General features: G+C 62.2%; 18 protein-coding genes. 13 read left to right on the top strand and 5 right to left on the bottom strand.

Going from position 1 to position 18,295, the window contains the following annotated elements; all coding sequences use genetic code 11:
- Positions 1 to 196 precede the first annotated feature (196 nt).
- Both pqqF and CXK91_RS01585 read right to left on the bottom strand, forming a co-directional pair.
- Complete coding sequence (gene pqqF, locus CXK91_RS01590) at positions 197 to 2,743, bottom strand: pyrroloquinoline quinone biosynthesis protein PqqF (RefSeq protein WP_103454659.1); 2,547 nt, start codon at positions 2,741 to 2,743, stop codon at positions 197 to 199.
- A 38-nt stretch (positions 2,744 to 2,781) separates the two neighbouring features.
- A complete protein-coding gene (locus CXK91_RS01585) occupies positions 2,782 to 3,729 on the bottom strand; it encodes a MerR family transcriptional regulator (RefSeq protein WP_103454658.1) in 948 nt (315 codons plus the stop codon).
- Positions 3,730 to 3,822: 93 nt separating this feature from the next.
- Between CXK91_RS01585 and CXK91_RS01580 the strand changes: the two genes are divergently transcribed.
- Positions 3,823 to 4,269 carry a thiol-disulfide oxidoreductase DCC family protein gene (locus CXK91_RS01580; protein ID WP_103454657.1) on the top strand — a complete coding sequence of 149 codons (447 nt, stop codon included), beginning with the start codon at positions 3,823 to 3,825 and terminating at the stop codon, positions 4,267 to 4,269.
- On the opposite strand, the gene CXK91_RS01575 is transcribed toward CXK91_RS01580, so the two are convergent.
- Complete coding sequence (locus tag CXK91_RS01575) at positions 4,266 to 4,580, bottom strand: DUF6482 family protein (protein ID WP_181003896.1); 315 nt, start codon at positions 4,578 to 4,580, stop codon at positions 4,266 to 4,268. The two genes, CXK91_RS01580 and CXK91_RS01575, sit on opposite strands and share 4 nt — an antisense overlap.
- 211 nt (positions 4,581 to 4,791) lie before the next feature.
- Here CXK91_RS01575 and folE point away from each other — a divergent pair, with 211 nt between their 5' ends.
- From folE to CXK91_RS01540, 7 genes are all read left to right on the top strand, one after another.
- On the top strand, positions 4,792 to 5,349 hold the full coding sequence (gene folE / locus CXK91_RS01570; protein WP_103454656.1) for a GTP cyclohydrolase I FolE: 558 nt from the start codon (positions 4,792 to 4,794) through the stop codon (positions 5,347 to 5,349).
- The gene (folX, locus tag CXK91_RS01565) at positions 5,349 to 5,720 is read left to right on the top strand and encodes a dihydroneopterin triphosphate 2'-epimerase (RefSeq protein ID WP_103454655.1); all 372 of its coding nucleotides are present in this window, start codon (positions 5,349 to 5,351) and stop codon (positions 5,718 to 5,720) included. The genes folE and folX overlap by 1 nt, the downstream gene beginning before the upstream one ends.
- 10 nt (positions 5,721 to 5,730) lie before the next feature.
- Positions 5,731 to 6,249 (top strand): chalcone isomerase family protein, encoded by a 519-nt coding sequence (locus CXK91_RS01560; RefSeq protein ID WP_103454654.1) that lies wholly within the window; start codon positions 5,731 to 5,733, stop codon positions 6,247 to 6,249.
- On the top strand, positions 6,246 to 7,484 hold the full coding sequence (locus tag CXK91_RS01555; protein WP_103454653.1) for an MFS transporter: 1,239 nt from the start codon (positions 6,246 to 6,248) through the stop codon (positions 7,482 to 7,484). Before CXK91_RS01560 ends, CXK91_RS01555 begins: the two co-directional genes overlap by 4 nt.
- On the top strand, positions 7,481 to 8,014 hold the full coding sequence (locus tag CXK91_RS01550; RefSeq protein WP_103454652.1) for a DUF3833 domain-containing protein: 534 nt from the start codon (positions 7,481 to 7,483) through the stop codon (positions 8,012 to 8,014). The genes CXK91_RS01555 and CXK91_RS01550 overlap by 4 nt, the downstream gene beginning before the upstream one ends.
- Before the next feature lie 85 nt (positions 8,015 to 8,099).
- The gene (locus CXK91_RS01545; protein WP_103454651.1) at positions 8,100 to 8,546 is read left to right on the top strand and encodes a PAS domain-containing protein; all 447 of its coding nucleotides are present in this window, start codon (positions 8,100 to 8,102) and stop codon (positions 8,544 to 8,546) included.
- Positions 8,547 to 8,727: 181 nt separating this feature from the next.
- Positions 8,728 to 11,385, top strand: a complete 2,658-nt coding sequence (locus CXK91_RS01540; protein WP_103454650.1) for an EAL domain-containing protein — start codon at positions 8,728 to 8,730, stop codon at positions 11,383 to 11,385.
- A gap of 43 nt (positions 11,386 to 11,428) precedes the next feature.
- On the opposite strand, the gene hemH is transcribed toward CXK91_RS01540, so the two are convergent.
- Positions 11,429 to 12,454, bottom strand: a complete 1,026-nt coding sequence (gene hemH, locus CXK91_RS01535) for a ferrochelatase (protein ID WP_103454649.1) — start codon at positions 12,452 to 12,454, stop codon at positions 11,429 to 11,431.
- Positions 12,455 to 12,532: 78 nt separating this feature from the next.
- The gene (locus tag CXK91_RS01530) at positions 12,533 to 13,435 is read right to left on the bottom strand and encodes a TIGR01777 family oxidoreductase (RefSeq protein WP_103454988.1); all 903 of its coding nucleotides are present in this window, start codon (positions 13,433 to 13,435) and stop codon (positions 12,533 to 12,535) included.
- A gap of 345 nt (positions 13,436 to 13,780) precedes the next feature.
- Between CXK91_RS01530 and CXK91_RS01525 the strand changes: the two genes are divergently transcribed.
- The 5 genes from CXK91_RS01525 to CXK91_RS01505 are packed head-to-tail and all read left to right on the top strand — an operon-like array spanning position 13,781 to position 18,294.
- Positions 13,781 to 14,740 carry a YbgA family protein gene (locus CXK91_RS01525; RefSeq protein ID WP_103454648.1) on the top strand — a complete coding sequence of 320 codons (960 nt, stop codon included), beginning with the start codon at positions 13,781 to 13,783 and terminating at the stop codon, positions 14,738 to 14,740.
- Between the two features lie 2 nt (positions 14,741 to 14,742).
- Entirely contained in the window at positions 14,743 to 15,678 is a 936-nt protein-coding gene (locus CXK91_RS01520) for a MerR family transcriptional regulator (RefSeq protein ID WP_103454647.1), read from the top strand.
- A complete protein-coding gene (phrB, locus tag CXK91_RS01515; protein WP_103454646.1) occupies positions 15,675 to 17,105 on the top strand; it encodes a deoxyribodipyrimidine photo-lyase in 1,431 nt (476 codons plus the stop codon). The genes CXK91_RS01520 and phrB overlap by 4 nt, the downstream gene beginning before the upstream one ends.
- A complete protein-coding gene (locus CXK91_RS01510; RefSeq protein WP_103454645.1) occupies positions 17,102 to 17,530 on the top strand; it encodes a nuclear transport factor 2 family protein in 429 nt (142 codons plus the stop codon). The genes phrB and CXK91_RS01510 overlap by 4 nt, the downstream gene beginning before the upstream one ends.
- Positions 17,527 to 18,294, top strand: a complete 768-nt coding sequence (locus CXK91_RS01505) for an SDR family NAD(P)-dependent oxidoreductase (protein ID WP_103454644.1) — start codon at positions 17,527 to 17,529, stop codon at positions 18,292 to 18,294. The genes CXK91_RS01510 and CXK91_RS01505 overlap by 4 nt, the downstream gene beginning before the upstream one ends.
- Position 18,295 lies beyond the last annotated feature (1 nt).

Here is an 18,295-nt window from a genome sequence, read left to right as displayed (position 1 = left end):
TGGCGGCGAAAGGCTAGTACTTTCGCTGCGGGGGCCGTCCTGCGTGCAAAGCATGTCATCCCAGGGCCTGGCTGGCGTGGGCTTAGGTACTACGCCCAAAGCAGCGCGCCTACCGGCTGAGGAACCACGGGCCAGTGCTGCTGCAGGTGGAAGGGGCGTTTCTGCCGTGCTTTGCGCAGGCAGCAGGGCTGGCCAGTCAGCGTTGCTGCCAGCGTGCGTCCGGCGCGTCTGCATTCGCTACGACACACCAACCGCCCACGGCGGCTCGCAGGCCCTGTAGCTGGTCACGAATGTCCTGAGGCTGGAGCACAGCCATTGCAGCAGCCACGGCAGCGGGATGACCGTTGTCACCACCGGCCAAGTGCGCTTGCCAGATGCGCTCGGCGCTCCGTCGCAAGTCATCGCTTTGTGTGGGAACCGAACCGTCGCCGAGTGACATCTCGCCGATTTGCGCTGTCAGGTTGCCAGCGAAGGCGTCGAGAAAGGCTTCGATATGCCACAGAATTTCCGCAGCCGAAGCGCTGGGAGACTGCACGGCGAAAACGATGCCGAGCCGCTCGCCGAACTGGCGAAAGCCGCAAAACACCGCGTACCCAAGTTGCAGCTCGCTGCGCAGCCGGCGGAAGAACGCACCTTCCATGAGCTGCGAAAGCTGCCGCCAGGCCGCTTCAGTGGCGGCCGTTCGATCAGGCAGTGGACAAAACAATACCAAGGCCGTCTCTTCACCTGACTCGCCGAAGCGGGACCACTGGTAGCGCGGCAAGTCGCCGGATCGTTCACTGCTGACCCGATCAGGCGCCCCGGGCACACCGGGCACACCGGGCACAGCATCGAGAATATCCTGCAGCGGTCCGCTCAAATGAGCTGGTAAACCGATGGCCAGGGCATCCCAACGCAACTGCTGCCAGGTTTGATCGAGCAGCACCTGATGCGGAGGAAGATCAGCGGCTTGCATCGTCGGCTCGAGCAGAACTGGAATCCGGCGCAGCAACTGCCGTATGAGTATCTCGTCGGCGCATGGCCGTTCGGCCTTGCTGAGGAGTCGCGCACCTTCATCGAACGCACCGGCTGGTGGTGTTTTCAGAATCACAAGCAAGTCCCTAAGAATGAGCGGTAGCGTCTCGGCATAGCCAATCAGCGCCAGGCTCCAGCTGCGCCCGTGATCTTCGAAACGTAGCTCTACCCCGGCTTGTGCAGCGGCATGAGCGTGTGCTCGCAACGCGGCCTGCAGACAGTGCCATAAGCCGGCTGCCGGCTGACCGTTGGCGAAGCGCCAACGCAAAAACAACGCGCCCTGCCCGCTCGCACCATCGCCATGTTCGAGCCAACACAGCGATGGTGACACCACCGGCGCCACCCATCGCCGCACGTGCTCACTGAGCCAGGGATTATGTTCGGGCAGCCGCCATTGCCAGGTCCGCCGATCAACAGTCGGCAGCGGTTCCGAGGTCAGCTGTAGCGCAAAACCAGCACCTACCGTATCGATTCGCTCGCCACATTCACCGTCTTTGTCATCTGCTGTGAGAATGATTGGCTCGCAGCTGTCGAGCTTGGCACCCAGCGCCCTGAGCGCATGCTGTACCCCTTCGGAGTCGGTGGATGGAGCCCAGGCTGCCGGATCGATCCAATAGCGCAACAGCGCCAACGGCTCCTTGCCCAGCAGCTCGCGTCGTCTGATCTGCACGTATTCATTCCACAGCTCGGACCAGGGCGCATTCACCGTCATAAAGTGCAGCCAGTCTCGAACGGCTGCGACAACCTGCGCGCGATCCGCCATGCCCTGCTCGGTCAGCTGAAACTCGAGGACGACCACACCTTGTCCGTCATGCCAGTACGGCGCCCGTAGCTTCAGCGCGTTGCACCAGCGCGCCTCGCCCATGACCGCGAAAAGACTGCCACTGGCTTGGGAAGCCATGCATGTTCCCAGGATATCCAGCGCCACCGCGGTTTCAGCCGGCAGGCCATCCAGCGCGAATGCCATATCCAGACAGGGCTGTTCGCCGTCGACTCTCAGATGCAACGTGGCATCGCCGTTCGCCTGCAGCGGCGGAACCGTTCGCTCTACCGCCGATGCAATAGGCAGCCGGCATTCAACGCAATGCAGCAGCTCCAGCACCTGTTCGAGACTGCAGGGCGCGGCGACCAGCAATTCCATCTGCCCCGTGTGATAGAAGCGTCGGTGGTACCCGTGCAGCGCCTGCTGAAACGCAGGCGTCTCTACCGGCAGCGTGTCGCGATTGCCTGCGTGAAAGGCGCAAAAGGGGTGTAGGGCAAGCGCCGTACCGATAGCGGTGTCGCACAGCGTTTCCCGATCCCTCCCACGGGCCAGAAATTCTGCCTGCAAAACCTCGCGTTCTCGCAGCTGCGCGTCCTCGTCGAGCAGCGGCCGGGCGAGCATATCGAGCAAACGCTTGAGTGCGCCTTCGAAGGCATCGGCCGACACCTGAAAGAAGAAGTCGGTGTGGCGCTCACGGGTCGACGCATTGAGCTGCCCGCCTCGCCCCTGCACGAAGGGCATTAGGCTCTGTGCCGGCGCAAAGGCATGGCTGCCCAGAAACAGCAGGTGCTCGAGGAAATGCGCCAGCCCCGGGTATTCGCTCGGCGCATCGTGCGCCCCCGCATTTACGCGAACCAGGGCTGCGGCCTGGCTACCCGCGGGCTGCTGGATAAAGCCCAGTCGCAACCCATTGGGCAGAACATGTCGCTGCGGTATCACGGCAGACGGAACGCTGGCTGGCGTCATGGATTGATCTCCTTTTGCCGAACAGCCAAACGCACCGCTCAGGTATCCAGCTGACCGGCGAGAAACTGCCGCAGGCGGCGTTGCATGAGCTTGCCAGAATTGCCCAGGCACGCTATTGGCGTACCCGCTAGGGCCTCACGGCCCAGTTCGGCCGCCTCGCCAGCAAGCGCCAGCGGGCAATCGAGGCCCAGTGAGAGCTTGTTGAGCTGACGCAGCTGCGCCTCGCCATGGGGAACGTTGGAGAACAGCACCAGCCCCTGCGGCTTCATCTTGTCGCAGACCAGCGCAAGCTCTTCGAGGGGCTGGCCGATCGGTAGCACGCTGACGGTGAGGCTGTCGCCGCTCAACATCAGCCCTGCGACCAGCAGTTCCAACTCGCGGCACTGGCCGGGCATGGCCGCGAGCAGCACACGCTCGCCGCCAGGCATACGCGCCAGTTGCAGACGCTGCAGCACCCGTGCACGCAAAAAAGCGTCGAGGAAGAGCCACTCGCTGGTGCCGCCGAACTCATCCTGACGCAGCAGAAGCTCCTGCCAAACCGGCAACAGAACATCCTGAAAAACCACAGCCAGTGGATAGGTGGAGAAGACCTGGCCATACAGCTGCTCCAGGCGCGCCTCGTCGAAGCCATTCACAGCGTCACGCAGTTGCCCTTGCCATTCGCTCCACTCACCGCTGGGCGTTGCAGTGGGCTCCTCGGCCTCGCGGGTCGCCGCGCTGCGCGCCAGGATGCTGCCAACCTTGCTAACGGCCACCCCACGTTCGGTCCAGGAAAGGATGCTGCGTACCGCTTCCACGTCGGCCATCGAGTACAGGCGATGACCGCTGTCCGTACGCGTCGGCCGAATCAGCCCGTAGCGGCGTTCCCACGCGCGCAAAGTGACCGGGTTGACGCCGGTCAGGCGGGAAACTTCACGGATAGGGAATAGATCCTGCTGCTCGAAGGCGTTCGAAGCCAGGGTCGAAGCGCCGGAAGAATCGGTCATGGGGCGGCTCGCTTGAAGATAATTCCGAGATTGTAACCCAGCGTTTCGCCGCATACCCTTTACAAACGTTGTACAAACCCGAGGTGCGATGAAATGACGCCCGATCTGCCCCTGACGCTCTATGTCGATCGCAACTGTCCGCTCTGCGCGCGCGAGATTCGCTGGCTGGAACGCAGCGCCAAGCCAGGGCGTTTGCTGCTGGTGGATATCAGCGCGGCGGACTTCGATCCCGAGGGGCTCGACCGGGATCTGGCGCAGCTTCGCCGACGGTTGCATGCGCGCAGCGCCAGCGGCAGCTGGCTGATCGGCGTGGACGCCACATACTGGAGCTGGCGCCTGGCGGGCCACGGTCGCTGGGCCGCACCGCTCGGCTGGCGGCCAATGCGCCCGCTGCTACTGCTCGGTTACCAGCTGTTCGCCGTACTACGCCCCCATCTGGATTGGCTGCCGCATCCCGACGGTGCGAATCGTTGCGCCACCCAGTGCAACGTCCCGCAGAAGCCGTCGAACACTGACGGCACAACCGAAGATCACCATTAGTTCTCGGCGAGCAGCGGCATGCGCAGGCCGAGCCCGAACTCCACAGCAGCCGGGCGGCCGATCATTTCGTCATGGCTGACCGGCTGCCGCCAGTAGACTTCAAGCACACCGCACGCCCGAAGCACCCGCTTCAAGCTGCCCAGGTCAATCCAGACGTTGCGCTGGCCATCGCCGAACTGCCGGCGGCAACCGCTGCGCTCGACCACCCAGGCGCTGTACCCGCAGCAGCGCAGACCATGCAGCTCGACCCGCTCTACTCGGCCGCGACATAGCGCAATACGCAGCCCAAGCCTCGACATGCCCGGTTTCATACTCGGATACCTGTACAGATTCAGAATCTTGCGCTGCCCAGAACGCAAGCAACGCCCGGTTGACCGCAAAGCCTGGGCTTCGTCTATTTGGAGCAGAATATTCTTGTACATTTAATTGTACAATAACTAGTATTCGTATAGCTTTATCACATCCAGAGTTCACCTCGACTCTTCCACAGCAGTCGCGTCCGTCTTACGAAAGGAACCCGTCATGAACGATTTGCCTGGTCATTACCGCGAAATACTGTCCGGCGTAGGCGAAGACCCGGAGCGCGAAGGTCTGCGCGACACGCCGCAACGCGCGGCGAAGGCGATGCAATACCTGTGCGGCGGCTACAACCGCAGCCTGGAGGAGATCGTCAACGGCGCGCTGTTCGCCTCGGACAACGACGAGATGGTCATCGTCAAGGACATCGAGCTGTACTCCCTGTGCGAGCACCACATACTGCCCTTCATCGGCAAGGCCCATGTGGCTTACATCCCCACCGGGCGCGTACTGGGCTTGTCCAAGATCGCGCGAATCGTCGACATGTTTGCCCGCCGCCTACAGATTCAGGAAAACCTGACCCGCCAGATCGCCGAAGCCATTCAGGAAGTCACCGGCGCCGCTGGTGTTGCCGTGGTCATCGAAGCCAAGCACATGTGCATGATGATGCGCGGCGTGGAGAAGCAGAACTCGGTAATGAACACCTCCGTGATGCTCGGTGCCTTCCGCAACTCCTGCAACACTCGGATGGAATTCCTCCAGCTGATCGGGAGGGGGCAGTGATGCCGCGTCTGGAACCGGGCATGGCGCGCATCCGGGTAAAGGACCTACGCCTGCGCACTTACATTGGCATCAACGAGGACGAGATCCATAACCGCCAGGATGTGCTGATCAACCTGAATATCCTCTACCCCGCCGTCGAGGCGGTGCGCGATAACGACATCGGGCTGGCGCTCAACTACCGCACCATCACCAAGGCGATCATTCGCCATGTGGAGCTGAACCGCTTCGCCCTGCTCGAGCGCATGACCCAGGAAATCCTCGACCTGGTGATGACTCATCCGGCGGTGAGTTACGCCGAGGTGGAAGTCGACAAGCCCCACGCGCTGCGCTTTGCCGACTCGGTTTCGATCACCCTCGCCAGCAGTCGCTGAGCACGGTGTCGTGAATATCCGCCGCGCTGTGCTCGCCAGCCTGCTGTCGCTGATCCCCTTGGTGGCTGAGGCGAACTGGCGAGAGTTAGTGCCTAAGGCACGGCTGATCGGCGAAGGTCAGTTGCGCTTTTTCGGCTTGCGCATCTATGACGCGCGCTTGTGGAGCGAAGCTGCGCCGCTGCAAGCCCGGACGCCGTTCGCGTTGGAGCTGACCTATCACCGCTCCATCAGCCGCGACGACCTGGTACGCACCAGCCTGGAAGAGATTCAGCGATTCTCCAGCGAACCGCTCGATGCCGAACAGCTGCTCCGCTGGCGTGCAGACATGCAGCAGGCCTTCGTCGATGTGCAGGCGGGTGACCGAATCACCGGCATCTTTTTGCCCGGGCGCGGCTGCCGCTTCTATGTCAATGATCGATTACAGCACGAGGTCGTCGATCCGCTGTTTGCCGAGGCCTTTTTCGCCATATGGCTCGACCCACGCAGCCGCGACCAGAAGTTGCGGCGCAACCTGCTGGGCGAACAATGAAGAGCACTGCGCTGGCAGCCTATGGCGTGCTCGGCCTGCCGCTGGCGATGGCCATGCTGCCGATCTACGTGCTGGTGCCGAATTTCTATGCGACCGATCTCGGCCTCGGCCTGACGCTGACCGGCGCCGTGCTGTTCCTTGCCCGTTTGCTGGACACCATGCAAGACCCCTGGCTCGGCCGCTTCATCGACCGCCGTTCGCCACGCGGCTGGACCATCCTGCTGGCCGGCGCGGCCGTACTGCTGAGCCTGGCGATGGCAGCGCTGCTGATACCACCGGACAGTCTTGGCAGATTCAGCCTTGCCCTTTGGCTGGGTGCATTGCTGGCCCTTACCTACACCCTGCACAGCCTGGTCAATATCACCTACCTGGCGTGGGGCGCACGCCTCTCCGATCAGCGGGACACCCGCACGCGAGTCGCCGCATGGCGCGAAGGCGCAGGACTTTTCGGCGTGGTTCTGGCCAGCGTTCTGCCGGCAGTGCTGGCGACGGAGTACGGCATGGCTGCGGCCCTGGCAACCTTCGCCGCCACATTCGCCGTACTACTGTGTATTGGCACCGCTGTCCTCCTGCTAGCAGCACCAAGGCCGCGTCGCACTGCACGCACCGCTGCCGGAAGCTGGCATCTGCCGCTGCGCAACCCGGCATTTCGGCGACTGGCGGGCGTCTATTTCATCAACGCCGTGGCGGTGGCGATTCCAGCCACTTTGGCACTGTTCTTCATTGCCGACCGCCTGCAGCTGGCGCAGCTGACCGGCCTGTTCCTCGCGCTTTACTTCATTAGCGGCGCATTGGGCCTGCCACTATGGACGCGCCTGGCCGATCGGCTGGGCAAGCGCCGCAGCTGGCGGATCGGCATGCTCACCGGTTGTGCCGCCTTCATCTGGGCGGTGCTGCTGGAGCCCGGCTCCGCCTGGGCCTATGCCGGTGTATGCGTGATGTCCGGCCTCGCCCTCGGAGCCGATCTGGCGCTGCCGCCGGCCTTGCTGGCGGACATCATTCCCGCCGATGAGCGCGACTCGACCGCCGCCTACTTCGGTCTATGGAGTTTTCTCGCCAAGCTGGCGCTCGCCATAGCCGGCCTCGCCCTGCCCCTGCTGGCCTTGAGTAGCTACCAACCGGGCACGCCGGCCGGCTGGAGCCTCGCGCTGGTCTACGCCGACCTGCCCTGCCTGCTGAAGCTGCTGGCGGCTGGGCTGCTCACATCCCTTCCCTGCGGAGAACCGAAACCATGAAAAAGGCATTGATCCTGGCCTGCTGCCTGCTACTGCTCAGCTGCACCGCTGTCGACGTCGACGTCGAGCACTACCGCAACGAGGAGCCGCAGCTGGACCTGCGCAAATACTTCGTTGGCAAGGTGGATGCCTGGGGCATGTTCCAGAAACGCTCAGGCGAGGTGGTCAAGCGCTTCCATGTCGAGATCGACGGCAGCCTCGATGGCGACAAGCTGATTCTCGATGAACACTTCCGCTACAGCGACGGCACCACGCAGCAGCGCGTCTGGACGCTGACCGAGCAAAGCCCTGGTCACTGGCGTGGCACCGCCGCCGATGTGGTCGGCGAGGCCATTGGCGAAGTGGCCGGCAACGCCCTGCGCTGGCGCTACGTGCTTAGCCTGCCGGTGGATGACAAGGTCTACGACGTGCATCTGGACGACTGGATGTATCTCATCGACGAGAACACCCTGGCTAATCGCTCGTTCATGAGCAAATTCGGTGTCGAGGTGGGTCAGGTCACGTTGTTCTTCCGCAAGCGCATCGAGTGAGCTGATGTTTCGAGCACTACGGCAAGGCACCGATCAGGCCAAGTTGTTCTAGAATGCGCCGCATGCCCTTTCAGGATGTCGTGACATGATCAATGCCAAGCTGCTGCAACTGGTTATCGAAGCCTCCAACGATGGAATCGTGGTCGCCGAGCAGGAAGGCGACGACAACATCCTGATCTACGCCAACCCGGCGTTCGAGCGCCTGACCGGCTATGCGGTGGACGATATCCTCTACCGCGACTGCCGCTTCCTGCAGGGTGAGGATCGCGACCAGCCAGCGCTGCAGGCGATCCGCGAAGCCGTGAAAAGCAATCAGCCGTGCCGTCAGATCATCCGCAACTACCGCAAGGACGGCACGCCGTTCTGGAACGAGCTGTCGATCACGCCGGTGTTCAACGAAGCCGACCAGCTAACCTACTTTATCGGCATTCAGAAGAACGTCACCGCCGAGGTCGACGCACTGCAGCGAGTCGAAGCGCTGGAAGCGGAAATCTGCGAACTCAAGTTGAAGTTGAGCCAGCAGCAGAGCTGACCGTAGCGCTTGGCCAACGCTGGTCGGCCACAGACTTAAGGCGCACTTATGCCGATGCGCCTCGACTTCTAGCCAAAAAAAACGAGACCTAAGTGTCGTAACCCGGGGCACGGCAGATGTGGGATACTGGCAACTTGCCATTTAAATCCTGCAGTGGGCAGTTCACGCCCTAGGATCTGTCTTGACGATCAACGCTGTCGTAGAAAACGCGGTCATGCTGCTCGCGTTATGTTGGCTGCTGGCTTTCACCACACGTAGTTGGAACCGAAGCGGTCAACTCTCTGCAAAACTGCTCGCTGGGCTCTGGTTCGGCAGCGCCTGCATTTTCGGCATGCTGAACACCAGCATCGGCCAGACCGGGATCATTCTCGACGCACGTACCGTTGTCCTGAGCATGGCTGGCTTGTTCGGCGGCCCGCTGGTGGCTGGCACCGCAGGCGTGCTGGCTGGCGGCTACCGTCTTTGGATTGGCGGACCCGGTGTCGTGCCTGGACTTGCCAATATCCTGCTACCTATCCTGCTTGGCATCGGCTACCGGTGCGCCTACCGACAGCGTTGGCTGCGTATCGGCTTCTGGCAGCTGCTCGGCTTCGGTCTGCTGCTACACCTCGGTGTACTGGGCATCGTCGCGCTGCTGCTGCCCAGTCCACTTGCCGCCGCCGCGATGGCGGAAATCGCCCTACCGGTGTTGCTCGCGCTGCCCCTGGCCACTGCCACCCTTGGCGTAATGCTCAATGACCTGCTGGAGCGTGATCGCTTCGAGCAGGCGCTGCGCTTCAGCGAAGCACGGCTGCGGGCCATTACAAAGGCAATCCCTGACCTGCTCATGGTGATCGACGAAGATGGCCGCTACCTGGAAATCCTCTGCGCCGAACGCAACATGCTATACGACGATGCCAGCAAGCTGCTCGGCCGACGCCTGCATGACGTTATGCCCGAAGCGGACGAGCGCCGCTTTCTCGACTTCATCAAGCGCACCCTTAACAGCGACGCACCGCAGCTGATCGAATACAGCATGGCTACCCTGGGCGGCCCTAAAGTATTTGAGGGTCGTGCCTTACCGCTGGAATTGCCGGAAGGACAAAAGCGTGCGGTAGTCTGGCTGAGCCGCGATATCACCGACAGGGTGAATACCGAGCTAGAGCGCCGGATAGCCGCCATCGCGTTCGAGTCACAGCAGGGCATGCTGATTACCGATGCGCAGAACCGCATCCTGCGGGTAAACGGAGCCTTCACCCGCATCAGCGGGTACAGCGCCGAGGAGGCCATCGGCCAGACCACCGCCCTGCTTGCCTCCGGCAAACACAGCGCCGAGTTCTATCGCACCATGTGGTCCAGCATCGAAACCATTGGTGTGTGGGAGGGCGAAATTTGGAATCGCCGCAAGAGCGGTCAGATCTTCCCCGAGTGGCTGTCGATCAGCGCAGTGCGCAACATGCGAGATGAAACTACCCACTACGTCGCGGCTTTCACTGACATAACCGATCGCAAGGCGGCCGAAGAACACATCCACAACCTGGCGTTCTACGACCCTCTGACCGGCCTGCCTAACCGGCGCTTATTGCTGGATCGTCTGCACCAGGCCATGGCTGCAAGTCGACGCAGCAGCCAACTGGGCGCGCTGATGTTCATCGATCTGGACAACTTCAAGAACATTAACGATCTGCATGGCCACCAGACCGGCGATCAGGTGCTGCGCATCGCCGCCGAGCGGCTGCATGGGGACGTGCGGGCCAGCGACACCGTGGCACGACTTGGTGGTGATGAGTTCGTGGTGATGCTGGAGAGTCTTGGGGACGATGCACTACAGGCCGCAGCCCAGGCCGAGCATATCGGCATGAAGTTGCTGAACTCACTGGATCGACCGTACCGGCTGAACGAAATCAGCCTGTACAGCAGCGCGAGTATCGGCGTGGTGCTGTTCGGTGCGGATGCCAGTAGCAGCGACGAGTTGATGAAGCGCGCCGATATGTCGATGTACGAGGCGAAGATCTCCGGCAAGAACGCCCTGCGCTTCTTCGACCCACGCATGCAACAGGCCGTGCAAGAGCGCCTGCGCCTGGAGGACGAGATTCGCCGGGGGCTGAAGAATGGTGAGTTCGTACTCCACTTCCAGCCGCAGCTCGAACATGCCGAAGGCATCGTCGGCGCCGAGGCCCTGGTGCGTTGGCAGCATCCACAGCGCGGTCTGCTGACACCGACTGCCTTCATCAGCCAGGCGGAACACGCCGGGCTCATCCACGCGCTCGACCAGCAGGTATTGGCTCAAGCATGTGCCCAGCTCGCGCATTGGGCGAAGACACCGGAATTCGCCGAACTGACCCTTTCGGTGAACCTCAGCGCACACCTTCTGTATCAGGACGACTTCGTCGAAAAGCTGCTCGGATTACTGGAGCACAGCGGCGCCGACCCTTCCAGGCTCAAGCTGGAGCTCACCGAAACGCTGCTACTGGACAACATGGCCGAAGCCATTACCCGCATGACCCGGCTGAAAGAACGTGGCATTCGCTTTTCCATCGACGATTTCGGCACCGGCTATTCGTCGATGAGCTACCTGCAGCAACTACCGCTGGATCAGCTGAAGATCGATCAGACCTTCATTTGCCGACTTCCAGAAGATGCCAGCAGCCTGACCATCGTGCGTTCGATCTGCGCGCTGGCCACCGGGTTGGGCCTGGAAGTTATCGCTGAAGGCGTCGAGCACGAGCCGCAGAGGGTGATATTGCTCGCCAACGGCTGTTGCCACTTTCAGGGCTACCTGTTCGGTAAACCGCTGTCCGTGTCTGCATTCGAGCAAATGGTCCACGATGCCAGAATCGCCAAGGGGACCAAGGGATAGAGCTGGAAAGAGCCGCCGCAACGCCGCTTCCCAGCCACTGTTGCTACAGTGCCAGAGGCGCGCGACTGCAAAGCTTGACCAACGCCTGCACCCAGTCCTCGTGGGTGTTCAGACAAGGCACCAGCACCAGCTCTTCACCGCCGGCATCGATGAACTGCTCGCGCCCACGATCACCGATTTCCTCTAGGGTTTCGATGCAATCGGCGACGAAGGCCGGGCACATCACCAACAGCTTCTTTACCCCACGCTCGGCTAGCTCGTCCAAGCGCGCCTCGGTATAGGGCTCGATCCACTTGGCCCGCCCCAGGCGCGACTGGAATGAAACCGACCACTGATCATCACGCAACCCCGCCTGCGCGGCGAACCCGGCTGCGGTGCGCATGCACTGTGCGCGATAGCAGCTGGCGAGCACAGCGCCCTCTGCCCGCTGACAGCAGTCATCACTCTTCAGGCAATGCGAGCCTGTCGGATCGACCTTGTGCAGATGACGCTCGGGCAACCCGTGAAAGCTCAGCAGCAGGTGATCGAAATCCTGCTCCAGATGCGGCTTGGCACTGGCCGCCAGCGCTTCAAGGTATTCCGGCTGGTCATAGAATGGCTGGAGGATCGACAGTTGCAGGTTGAGTCCCCGCTCACGAATGACCCGTCGGGCTTCCTGGATGACAGTGGTGGTCGTGCTGTCGGCGAATTGCGGATAGAGCGGAGCCAGCGTCACCTGGCTGATGCCCTGCCCGGCCAGACGGGTCAGTGTGGTGTCGATGGACGGCTCACCGTAACGCATCGCCAGTTCGACTGGCCCTTGCGTCCAGTGTGGCCGTACAGCTTCCTGCAGACGGCGGCTGAGCACGACCAGCGGAGAGCCTTCCGGCCACCAGATCGACGCATAAGCGTGGGCAGATTGCTCGGGGCGCTTGACCAGAATCAGCGAAACCAGCAGACGCCGCAGTGGCCACGGCAGATCGATCACGTAGGGATCCATCAGGAACTGGTTGAGGTAGCGGCGCACATCGGCGACCTCCGTAGAGGCTGGTGAACCCAGATTGACCAACAACAACGCCTGCTCTGTCATGCAAACTTTCCTGACTACTGTTTAAGATTGACGCCTCGCTGCAAGCGAGGCGCGCTATTTTCACACAGGGTGCGCCCTTCAGGGGTGCGTCAATAGGTCGGCCAGGGCCGAATCCAGATCACTGAAATGAAAGCGAAAGCCTTCGTCCTGCAACCGCTGCGGTGACGTGTGCTGGCCACCGAGCAACAGCCCTGCAAGCTCTCCCAACATTGGCTTGAGTATCGCCGCCGGTACCGGCAGCACCGCCGGGCGACCAAGGGCATGCCCCAAGCTGCGAGTGAAATCCGCGTTGCGCACCGGCTCCGGCGCACACGCATTGTAGGGGCCACTGGCCGCGGGCTGCCGCAGAAGAAAATCAATCAGGCCGATTTGATCTTCTATGTGAATCCAGGGCATCCATTGACGGCCGTTCCCCAAACGCCCCCCTAGGCCAAACTTGAACACCGGCAACAGGCGCTTTAGAAACCCGCCGTCTTTTGCCAGCACCAACCCGGTACGAACCAGCACCACACGTATACCCAGTACGGTCGCCTCCATCGCCCGCTCTTCCCAGGCATTGCACAGCTGGCTGGCGAAATCGGCTGACACCGGCTGATCGGCTTCGGTGAGCCGATGTTCACCGCCGTCGCCATACCAACCCACTGCGGACCCGGAGATCAGCAGCGGCGGTTTCTGCTCACGCCGGCCGAGCCACTCGACTAACTGATCCGTCAGCTTCACCCGGCTATCCCATAGCAGAGCCTTGCGCGACTTGGTCCATGGCCGATCGGCAATAGGTGCGCCGGCCAGGTTGACCACTGCGTCCAGAGCCACCGCATCGAGCTGTTGCAAGCTGCCAACCCCCTGCACCTGGGCACCGCACAGCTGCGCAACCCGCTGTGGTTGACGACTCCAGACCCACAGCCGATGCCCGTCCGCCAGCCAACGTTGACACAACGCGCGACCAATCAAACCGGTACCGCCAGTCAGCAAAATGTTCATGGTGAACTCCTGGTGCGCAACCGCGCTGTGCTCGTTCGACAGCTTTCCGTACAGCATACACCTATACAGCGATATTCGAATGTACAGCACATCAATGCCGTGCCTCTCATATAAGCAGATTCAAAACGGTGAGGCCGACCTGACGCAAAGACCGCTCTCTGGGTGATCTCCTCTTCGCATGCTGCACTATGGAACGAAGAAACCTGCATCACTCAGGGGCTGCGAATCATCTTCGTATAGGAATTCCCATTAAGTTGTACATTTCATATTGACTTGTACAATATCGACATTATGATGACCTCAAGTTGTACAAAACTCCAACTTGTACAGGACGAGGTCACCATCATGCACACCACGCTTCCCACGCCCAAGATTGGAATCAGTGCCTGTCTGTTAGGTAACCCGGTGCGCTTCAATGGCGGACACAAGGAATCACGCCTGTGCAGCGAAACCCTGGCGCATCACTTCGAGTTCATTCCGGTATGCCCGGAGGTGGCCATCGGGCTCGGTACGCCACGCGAACCGATTCGTCTGGTAGGTGAAAGCGACGCGCCCCGTGCCGTGGGCACCGTACGCCCCGAACTGGATGTGACCGAGGCCCTGGCCGCGTATGGGCGACAGATCGCTGAACAGCTGCACGACATCAGCGGCTACATCCTCATGCAGAAGTCGCCGTCCTGCGGAATGGAACGGGTCAAGGTCTATGGCGCCAACGGCCACACCCTGCCCGGTGGCGGCGCCGGCGTGTTCGCCCAGGCACTGATGCAGGCCTGCCCCGACCTGCCGGTAGAAGAGGACGGCCGACTGAATGACGCCGTGCTGCGCGAGAACTTCCTTACCCGCGTCTACGCCTATGCCGACTGGCAGCGTCTGCTCCACGCCGGACTTACCCGCCGAGCGATCGTCGATTTCCACTCGCGCTACAAATACCAGCTGATGGCTAGCAACCCCCTGCAATACAAGGTGCTCGGCCAACTGGTCGCCAAATTGGCCGAACACTCCCTGGAGGAGTTTGCGCCCCACTACTTCAGCCAAATGATGCAAGCACTTAAAAAGCCGGCAACTCGCGGCACGCACTGCAACGTTCTGCTGCATTTGAGTGGCTATCTCAAGAACGCACTGGGCTCGGAGGACCGCCGCGAGATGCGGCACCTCATCGACCAGTACCGCGACGGCGTCATTCCGCTGGTGGTGCCGCTGACGCTGCTCAAGCACCACTTCCGCCGTCATCCCGATCACTACATCGCGCGCCAGGCATACATGCAGCCGCACCCCGAAACCCTCAGCCTGCGCAACGGAATCTGAACATGAGTGAATCAACGGACCTGGTGGAGCTGAACGCCGACGGCCTGCTGCCGATCCGCGAAGTGGCGCGTATTACCGGCGTCAACGCCGTCACCCTGCGAGCCTGGGAGCGCCGCTATGGTCTGATCGTCCCGCTGCGCACGCCCAAGGGGCATCGGCTGTACGAAGAGGCGCATATCCAGCGCATCCGCGACATCCTCACCTGGCTCAATCGCGGTGTAGCGGTCAGCCAGATAAAGCCCCTGCTGGATGCCACCACCCCGCCGGAGCTGCCGCAGCAGAATCAGTGGTCCGAGATGCTCGACGAACTGCTGCAAGCCATCGAGCGCCTCAGCGAACGCCAGCTGGACGATGCCTTCAACCGCGCCATGGCCTTGTATCCGCCGCGCACGCTTTGCCAGCACCTCGTGCAGCCCCTGCTCGACGCGCTTGACCAGCGCTGGCAAGGACAGTACGGCGCCGCAGTGGAACGGGTTCTGTTTCATTCCTGGCTGCGCAGCAAGCTGGCCACTCGCATCTATTTCAACAACCGACAGCAGGCCGGCCGGCCGCTGCTGCTTGCAAATCTCGATGGCGAATCCTTTGCCCCAGGCCTGTGGCTGACTGCTTGGCTCGTGTCGAGTACCGACTGCCCGGTCGAAGTCATCGAATGGCCCGTACCGTTGAACGAGCTGAATCTGGCGATGGAACGTATCTGGCCGCGCGCACTGCTTCTGTATGCCAGCAACAGCTTGCCCAGCAGTTGCCTGCAGCGCCATCTACCCCGCCTGGTCGAGCAAAGCGCCGCGCCGCTGTTGCTGGCCGGCCCGGCCGTCCATATCCATGCCCCGGAACTCCATCGGCACGGTGGGCTGATGCTGGCCGACGATCCGCTGGCCGCTCTGCAACAGCTGCAAGGTGCCGGCCTGCTGCCGGGTAGCGAAGGGAGCGCGTCATGACCCAACTGCTCTGGTTGCGCACCGACCTGCGCACAAGCGACAACACCGCCCTGGCCGCCGCGATGGCCGCTGGCCCCACCGTGGCGCTGTATCTGGTCACGCCAGGGCAATGGCTTGCCCACGACGACGCGCCCTGCAAGGTGGACTTCTGGCTGCGCAACCTCGCCGAGCTATCCACCCAACTGCGCGCACTCAACGTTCCGCTGTTGATTCGTGAGGTGGACGATTGGCAGGCGGTGCCCGAAGCGCTGCTGAAGCTATGCCGTGAACTTGGCGTACAGGGTGTGCATTACAACGAAGAGTACGGCGTCAACGAGCAGCGTCGTGATCGAGCCGTCGCGGCGAGACTGGATACCCACGATGTGCGCGTACGTAGCTATCTCGATCAGCTGTTGTTCGCGCCGGGCAGCGTTCTGACTCAGTCGGGTGGCTACTTCAAGGTCTTCAGCCAGTTCCGCAAACAGTGCCTCGCGCGCCTGAGCGTGTCGCTGCCGTATTGCGTGCATCTGCCGGCAGCACAGGCGCCTATGTCCATTGCCAGCGATCCCGTGCCCAGCGCCGTAGCGGGCTTCCCGCGTCCGACCGACTATCTGCGCGCGTTGTGGCCTGCTGGCGAGGCCTTCGCGCAGCGACGGCTGGCAACGTTCGTCGAAGATGATCTGAGCGATTATCACCAGCGCCGCGACTTTCCCGCCGAACCTGGAACCAGCCAGCTGTCGGCGTACCTCGCGGCCGGCGTCATCTCCATCCGCCAGTGCCTGCATGCAGCGCTCGGCTACAACCAGGGCGAATTGGACAGCGGCAGCACCGGCGCCACAACCTGGGTCAACGAACTGCTCTGGCGCGAGTTCTACAAGCACATTCTGGAAGGATACCCGCGGGTTTCGATGCACCGCGCCTTCCGTAGCGAAACCGATGCGCTGCCCTGGCGTCGAGCGCCCTACGAACTGGAAGCCTGGCAGCAGGGACGCACCGGCTTTCCGATCATCGATGCCGCCATGCGCCAGCTTCAAGAAACTGGCTGGATGCACAACCGCCTGCGCATGGTCGTCGCCATGTTCCTCAGCAAGAACCTGCTGATCGATTGGCGTGAAGGCGAACGCTGGTTCATGCGCCATCTGGTGGACGGCGATCTGGCTGCCAACAACGGCGGCTGGCAATGGAGCGCCTCAACCGGTACGGATTCGGTGCCCTACTTCCGGCTGTTCAATCCGATCAGCCAGTCGCAACGCTTCGACCCGGACGGGCAGTTCCTGCGCCGCTGGCTTCCCGAGCTGCAGCACCTGAGCAAGCGCGACGTGCATAACCCGTCGGCGCACCGCAGCCTGTTCGGCGTAACGGAGTATCCGGCGCCGATCGTCGACCTGAGCGCGACCCGGGCGCGGGCACTAGATGCCTTCCGCAACCTGCCGGAAGCCGCGTCATGAGCCGCTTTCTGCAGCACTTCGCTGGTGAGTTTGCGAGTCTTAATGCGAGCAATCTCGATCGGCTCGCCGATTTATACAGCACCGACATCCACTTCACCGATCCGCTGCACGAGGTGTGTGGGCTCGTTGAACTGCAGCGCTACTTCAGCGAGTTGTACGCCAACGTCGAACATCTGCACTTCGAATTCATCAGCCACGACGAGGTATGCGACGGCCAAGGCTATCTGCGCTGGATCATGAGCTACCGTCATCCGCGACTGAACGGCGGTGGACTGATCAGCCTGGAAGGTTGTTCGCTGTTGCGCTGGAACGACGAAGGGAAGGTCGAACGGCACCGCGACTATTTCGATGCCGGCGCCCTGCTCTATCAACACGTTCCGGTGCTCAGCTGGATGATTCGCTGGTTACAGCGGAGGCTGGCGTGAACCTCTCGCGGCGAATCTGGCTGACCGGCGCCAGCAGCGGCATCGGTCACGAACTCGCGCGCATCTTGCTCGCAGAGGGCCACTGCCTGGCCCTGTCCGCACGCCGTGTCGAGCCCTTGGACGCCTTTGCCCGGCGTTATCCAGGCCAGGTTCTCGTCCTGTCCGGCGACCTCGGCGACATCGAACAGGTGCGTGCCATGGGCGCGACGATCGAAGCGCAATGGGGCGCGCTCGACAGCGTGATTCTCAACGCCGGCACCTGCGAATACATCGACGCGGGACAGTTCGAGGCGGCATTGCTGGAGCGCGTAATGCGAGCCAATGTACTCGCTGTAGGTTACTGCATCGAGGTGGCATTACCGCTATTGCGCCAAGGCGTACGACCACATCTGGTCGGCGTCGGCAGCTCGGTTACCTGGCTGCCGCTACCTCGTGCCGGTGCCTATGGCGCGTCCAAGGCAGCGCTGCGCTACCTGCTCGAGTCCCTGCGCCTGGATCTGGCCAGCGAAGGCATCGACATCAGCCTGGTCAGTCCGGGGTTCGTCGACACGCCACTGACCCGCCGCAACGACTTTCCCATGCCAATGAGCTGGCCGGCGAACAAGGCCGCACGACACATCGCCCGATGCCTCGAGCGCCGCCCGCTGCACATCGCTTTTCCCGCGCCGTTCATCGCTGTACTGCGCCTGCTCTCACTGCTGCCCGCACGCCTGCAAGTCGCCCTCGGCCGGCGACTGGCACGCACGTCACTCAAGGAAGGATAAC

Origin of the sequence: Stutzerimonas stutzeri (genome assembly GCF_002909485.1) — a bacterium.
Classification (GTDB): Bacteria; Pseudomonadota; Gammaproteobacteria; order Pseudomonadales; family Pseudomonadaceae; genus Stutzerimonas; species Stutzerimonas stutzeri_AH.
The sequence above is the reverse complement of the archived record's forward strand: the minus strand, read 5'-3'. Positions and strand labels throughout refer to the sequence as shown.

Excerpts from the sequence above, each read along its gene's own strand:
- pqqF (WP_103454659.1), bottom strand. The coding sequence starts at position 2,743 with ATGACGCCAGCCAGCGTTCCGTCTGCCGTGATACCGCAGCGACATGTT.
- CXK91_RS01585 (WP_103454658.1), bottom strand. The coding sequence starts at position 3,729 with ATGACCGATTCTTCCGGCGCTTCGACCCTGGCTTCGAACGCCTTCGAG.
- CXK91_RS01580 (WP_103454657.1), top strand. The coding sequence starts at position 3,823 with ATGACGCCCGATCTGCCCCTGACGCTCTATGTCGATCGCAACTGTCCG.
- CXK91_RS01575 (WP_181003896.1), bottom strand. The coding sequence starts at position 4,580 with ATGAAACCGGGCATGTCGAGGCTTGGGCTGCGTATTGCGCTATGTCGC.
- folE (WP_103454656.1), top strand. The coding sequence starts at position 4,792 with ATGAACGATTTGCCTGGTCATTACCGCGAAATACTGTCCGGCGTAGGC.
- folX (WP_103454655.1), top strand. The coding sequence starts at position 5,349 with ATGCCGCGTCTGGAACCGGGCATGGCGCGCATCCGGGTAAAGGACCTA.
- CXK91_RS01555 (WP_103454653.1), top strand. The coding sequence starts at position 6,246 with ATGAAGAGCACTGCGCTGGCAGCCTATGGCGTGCTCGGCCTGCCGCTG.
- CXK91_RS01550 (WP_103454652.1), top strand. The coding sequence starts at position 7,481 with ATGAAAAAGGCATTGATCCTGGCCTGCTGCCTGCTACTGCTCAGCTGC.
- CXK91_RS01545 (WP_103454651.1), top strand. The coding sequence starts at position 8,100 with ATGATCAATGCCAAGCTGCTGCAACTGGTTATCGAAGCCTCCAACGAT.
- hemH (WP_103454649.1), bottom strand. The coding sequence starts at position 12,454 with ATGACAGAGCAGGCGTTGTTGTTGGTCAATCTGGGTTCACCAGCCTCT.
- CXK91_RS01530 (WP_103454988.1), bottom strand. The coding sequence starts at position 13,435 with ATGAACATTTTGCTGACTGGCGGTACCGGTTTGATTGGTCGCGCGTTG.
- CXK91_RS01525 (WP_103454648.1), top strand. The coding sequence starts at position 13,781 with ATGCACACCACGCTTCCCACGCCCAAGATTGGAATCAGTGCCTGTCTG.
- CXK91_RS01520 (WP_103454647.1), top strand. The coding sequence starts at position 14,743 with ATGAGTGAATCAACGGACCTGGTGGAGCTGAACGCCGACGGCCTGCTG.
- phrB (WP_103454646.1), top strand. The coding sequence starts at position 15,675 with ATGACCCAACTGCTCTGGTTGCGCACCGACCTGCGCACAAGCGACAAC.
- CXK91_RS01510 (WP_103454645.1), top strand. The coding sequence starts at position 17,102 with ATGAGCCGCTTTCTGCAGCACTTCGCTGGTGAGTTTGCGAGTCTTAAT.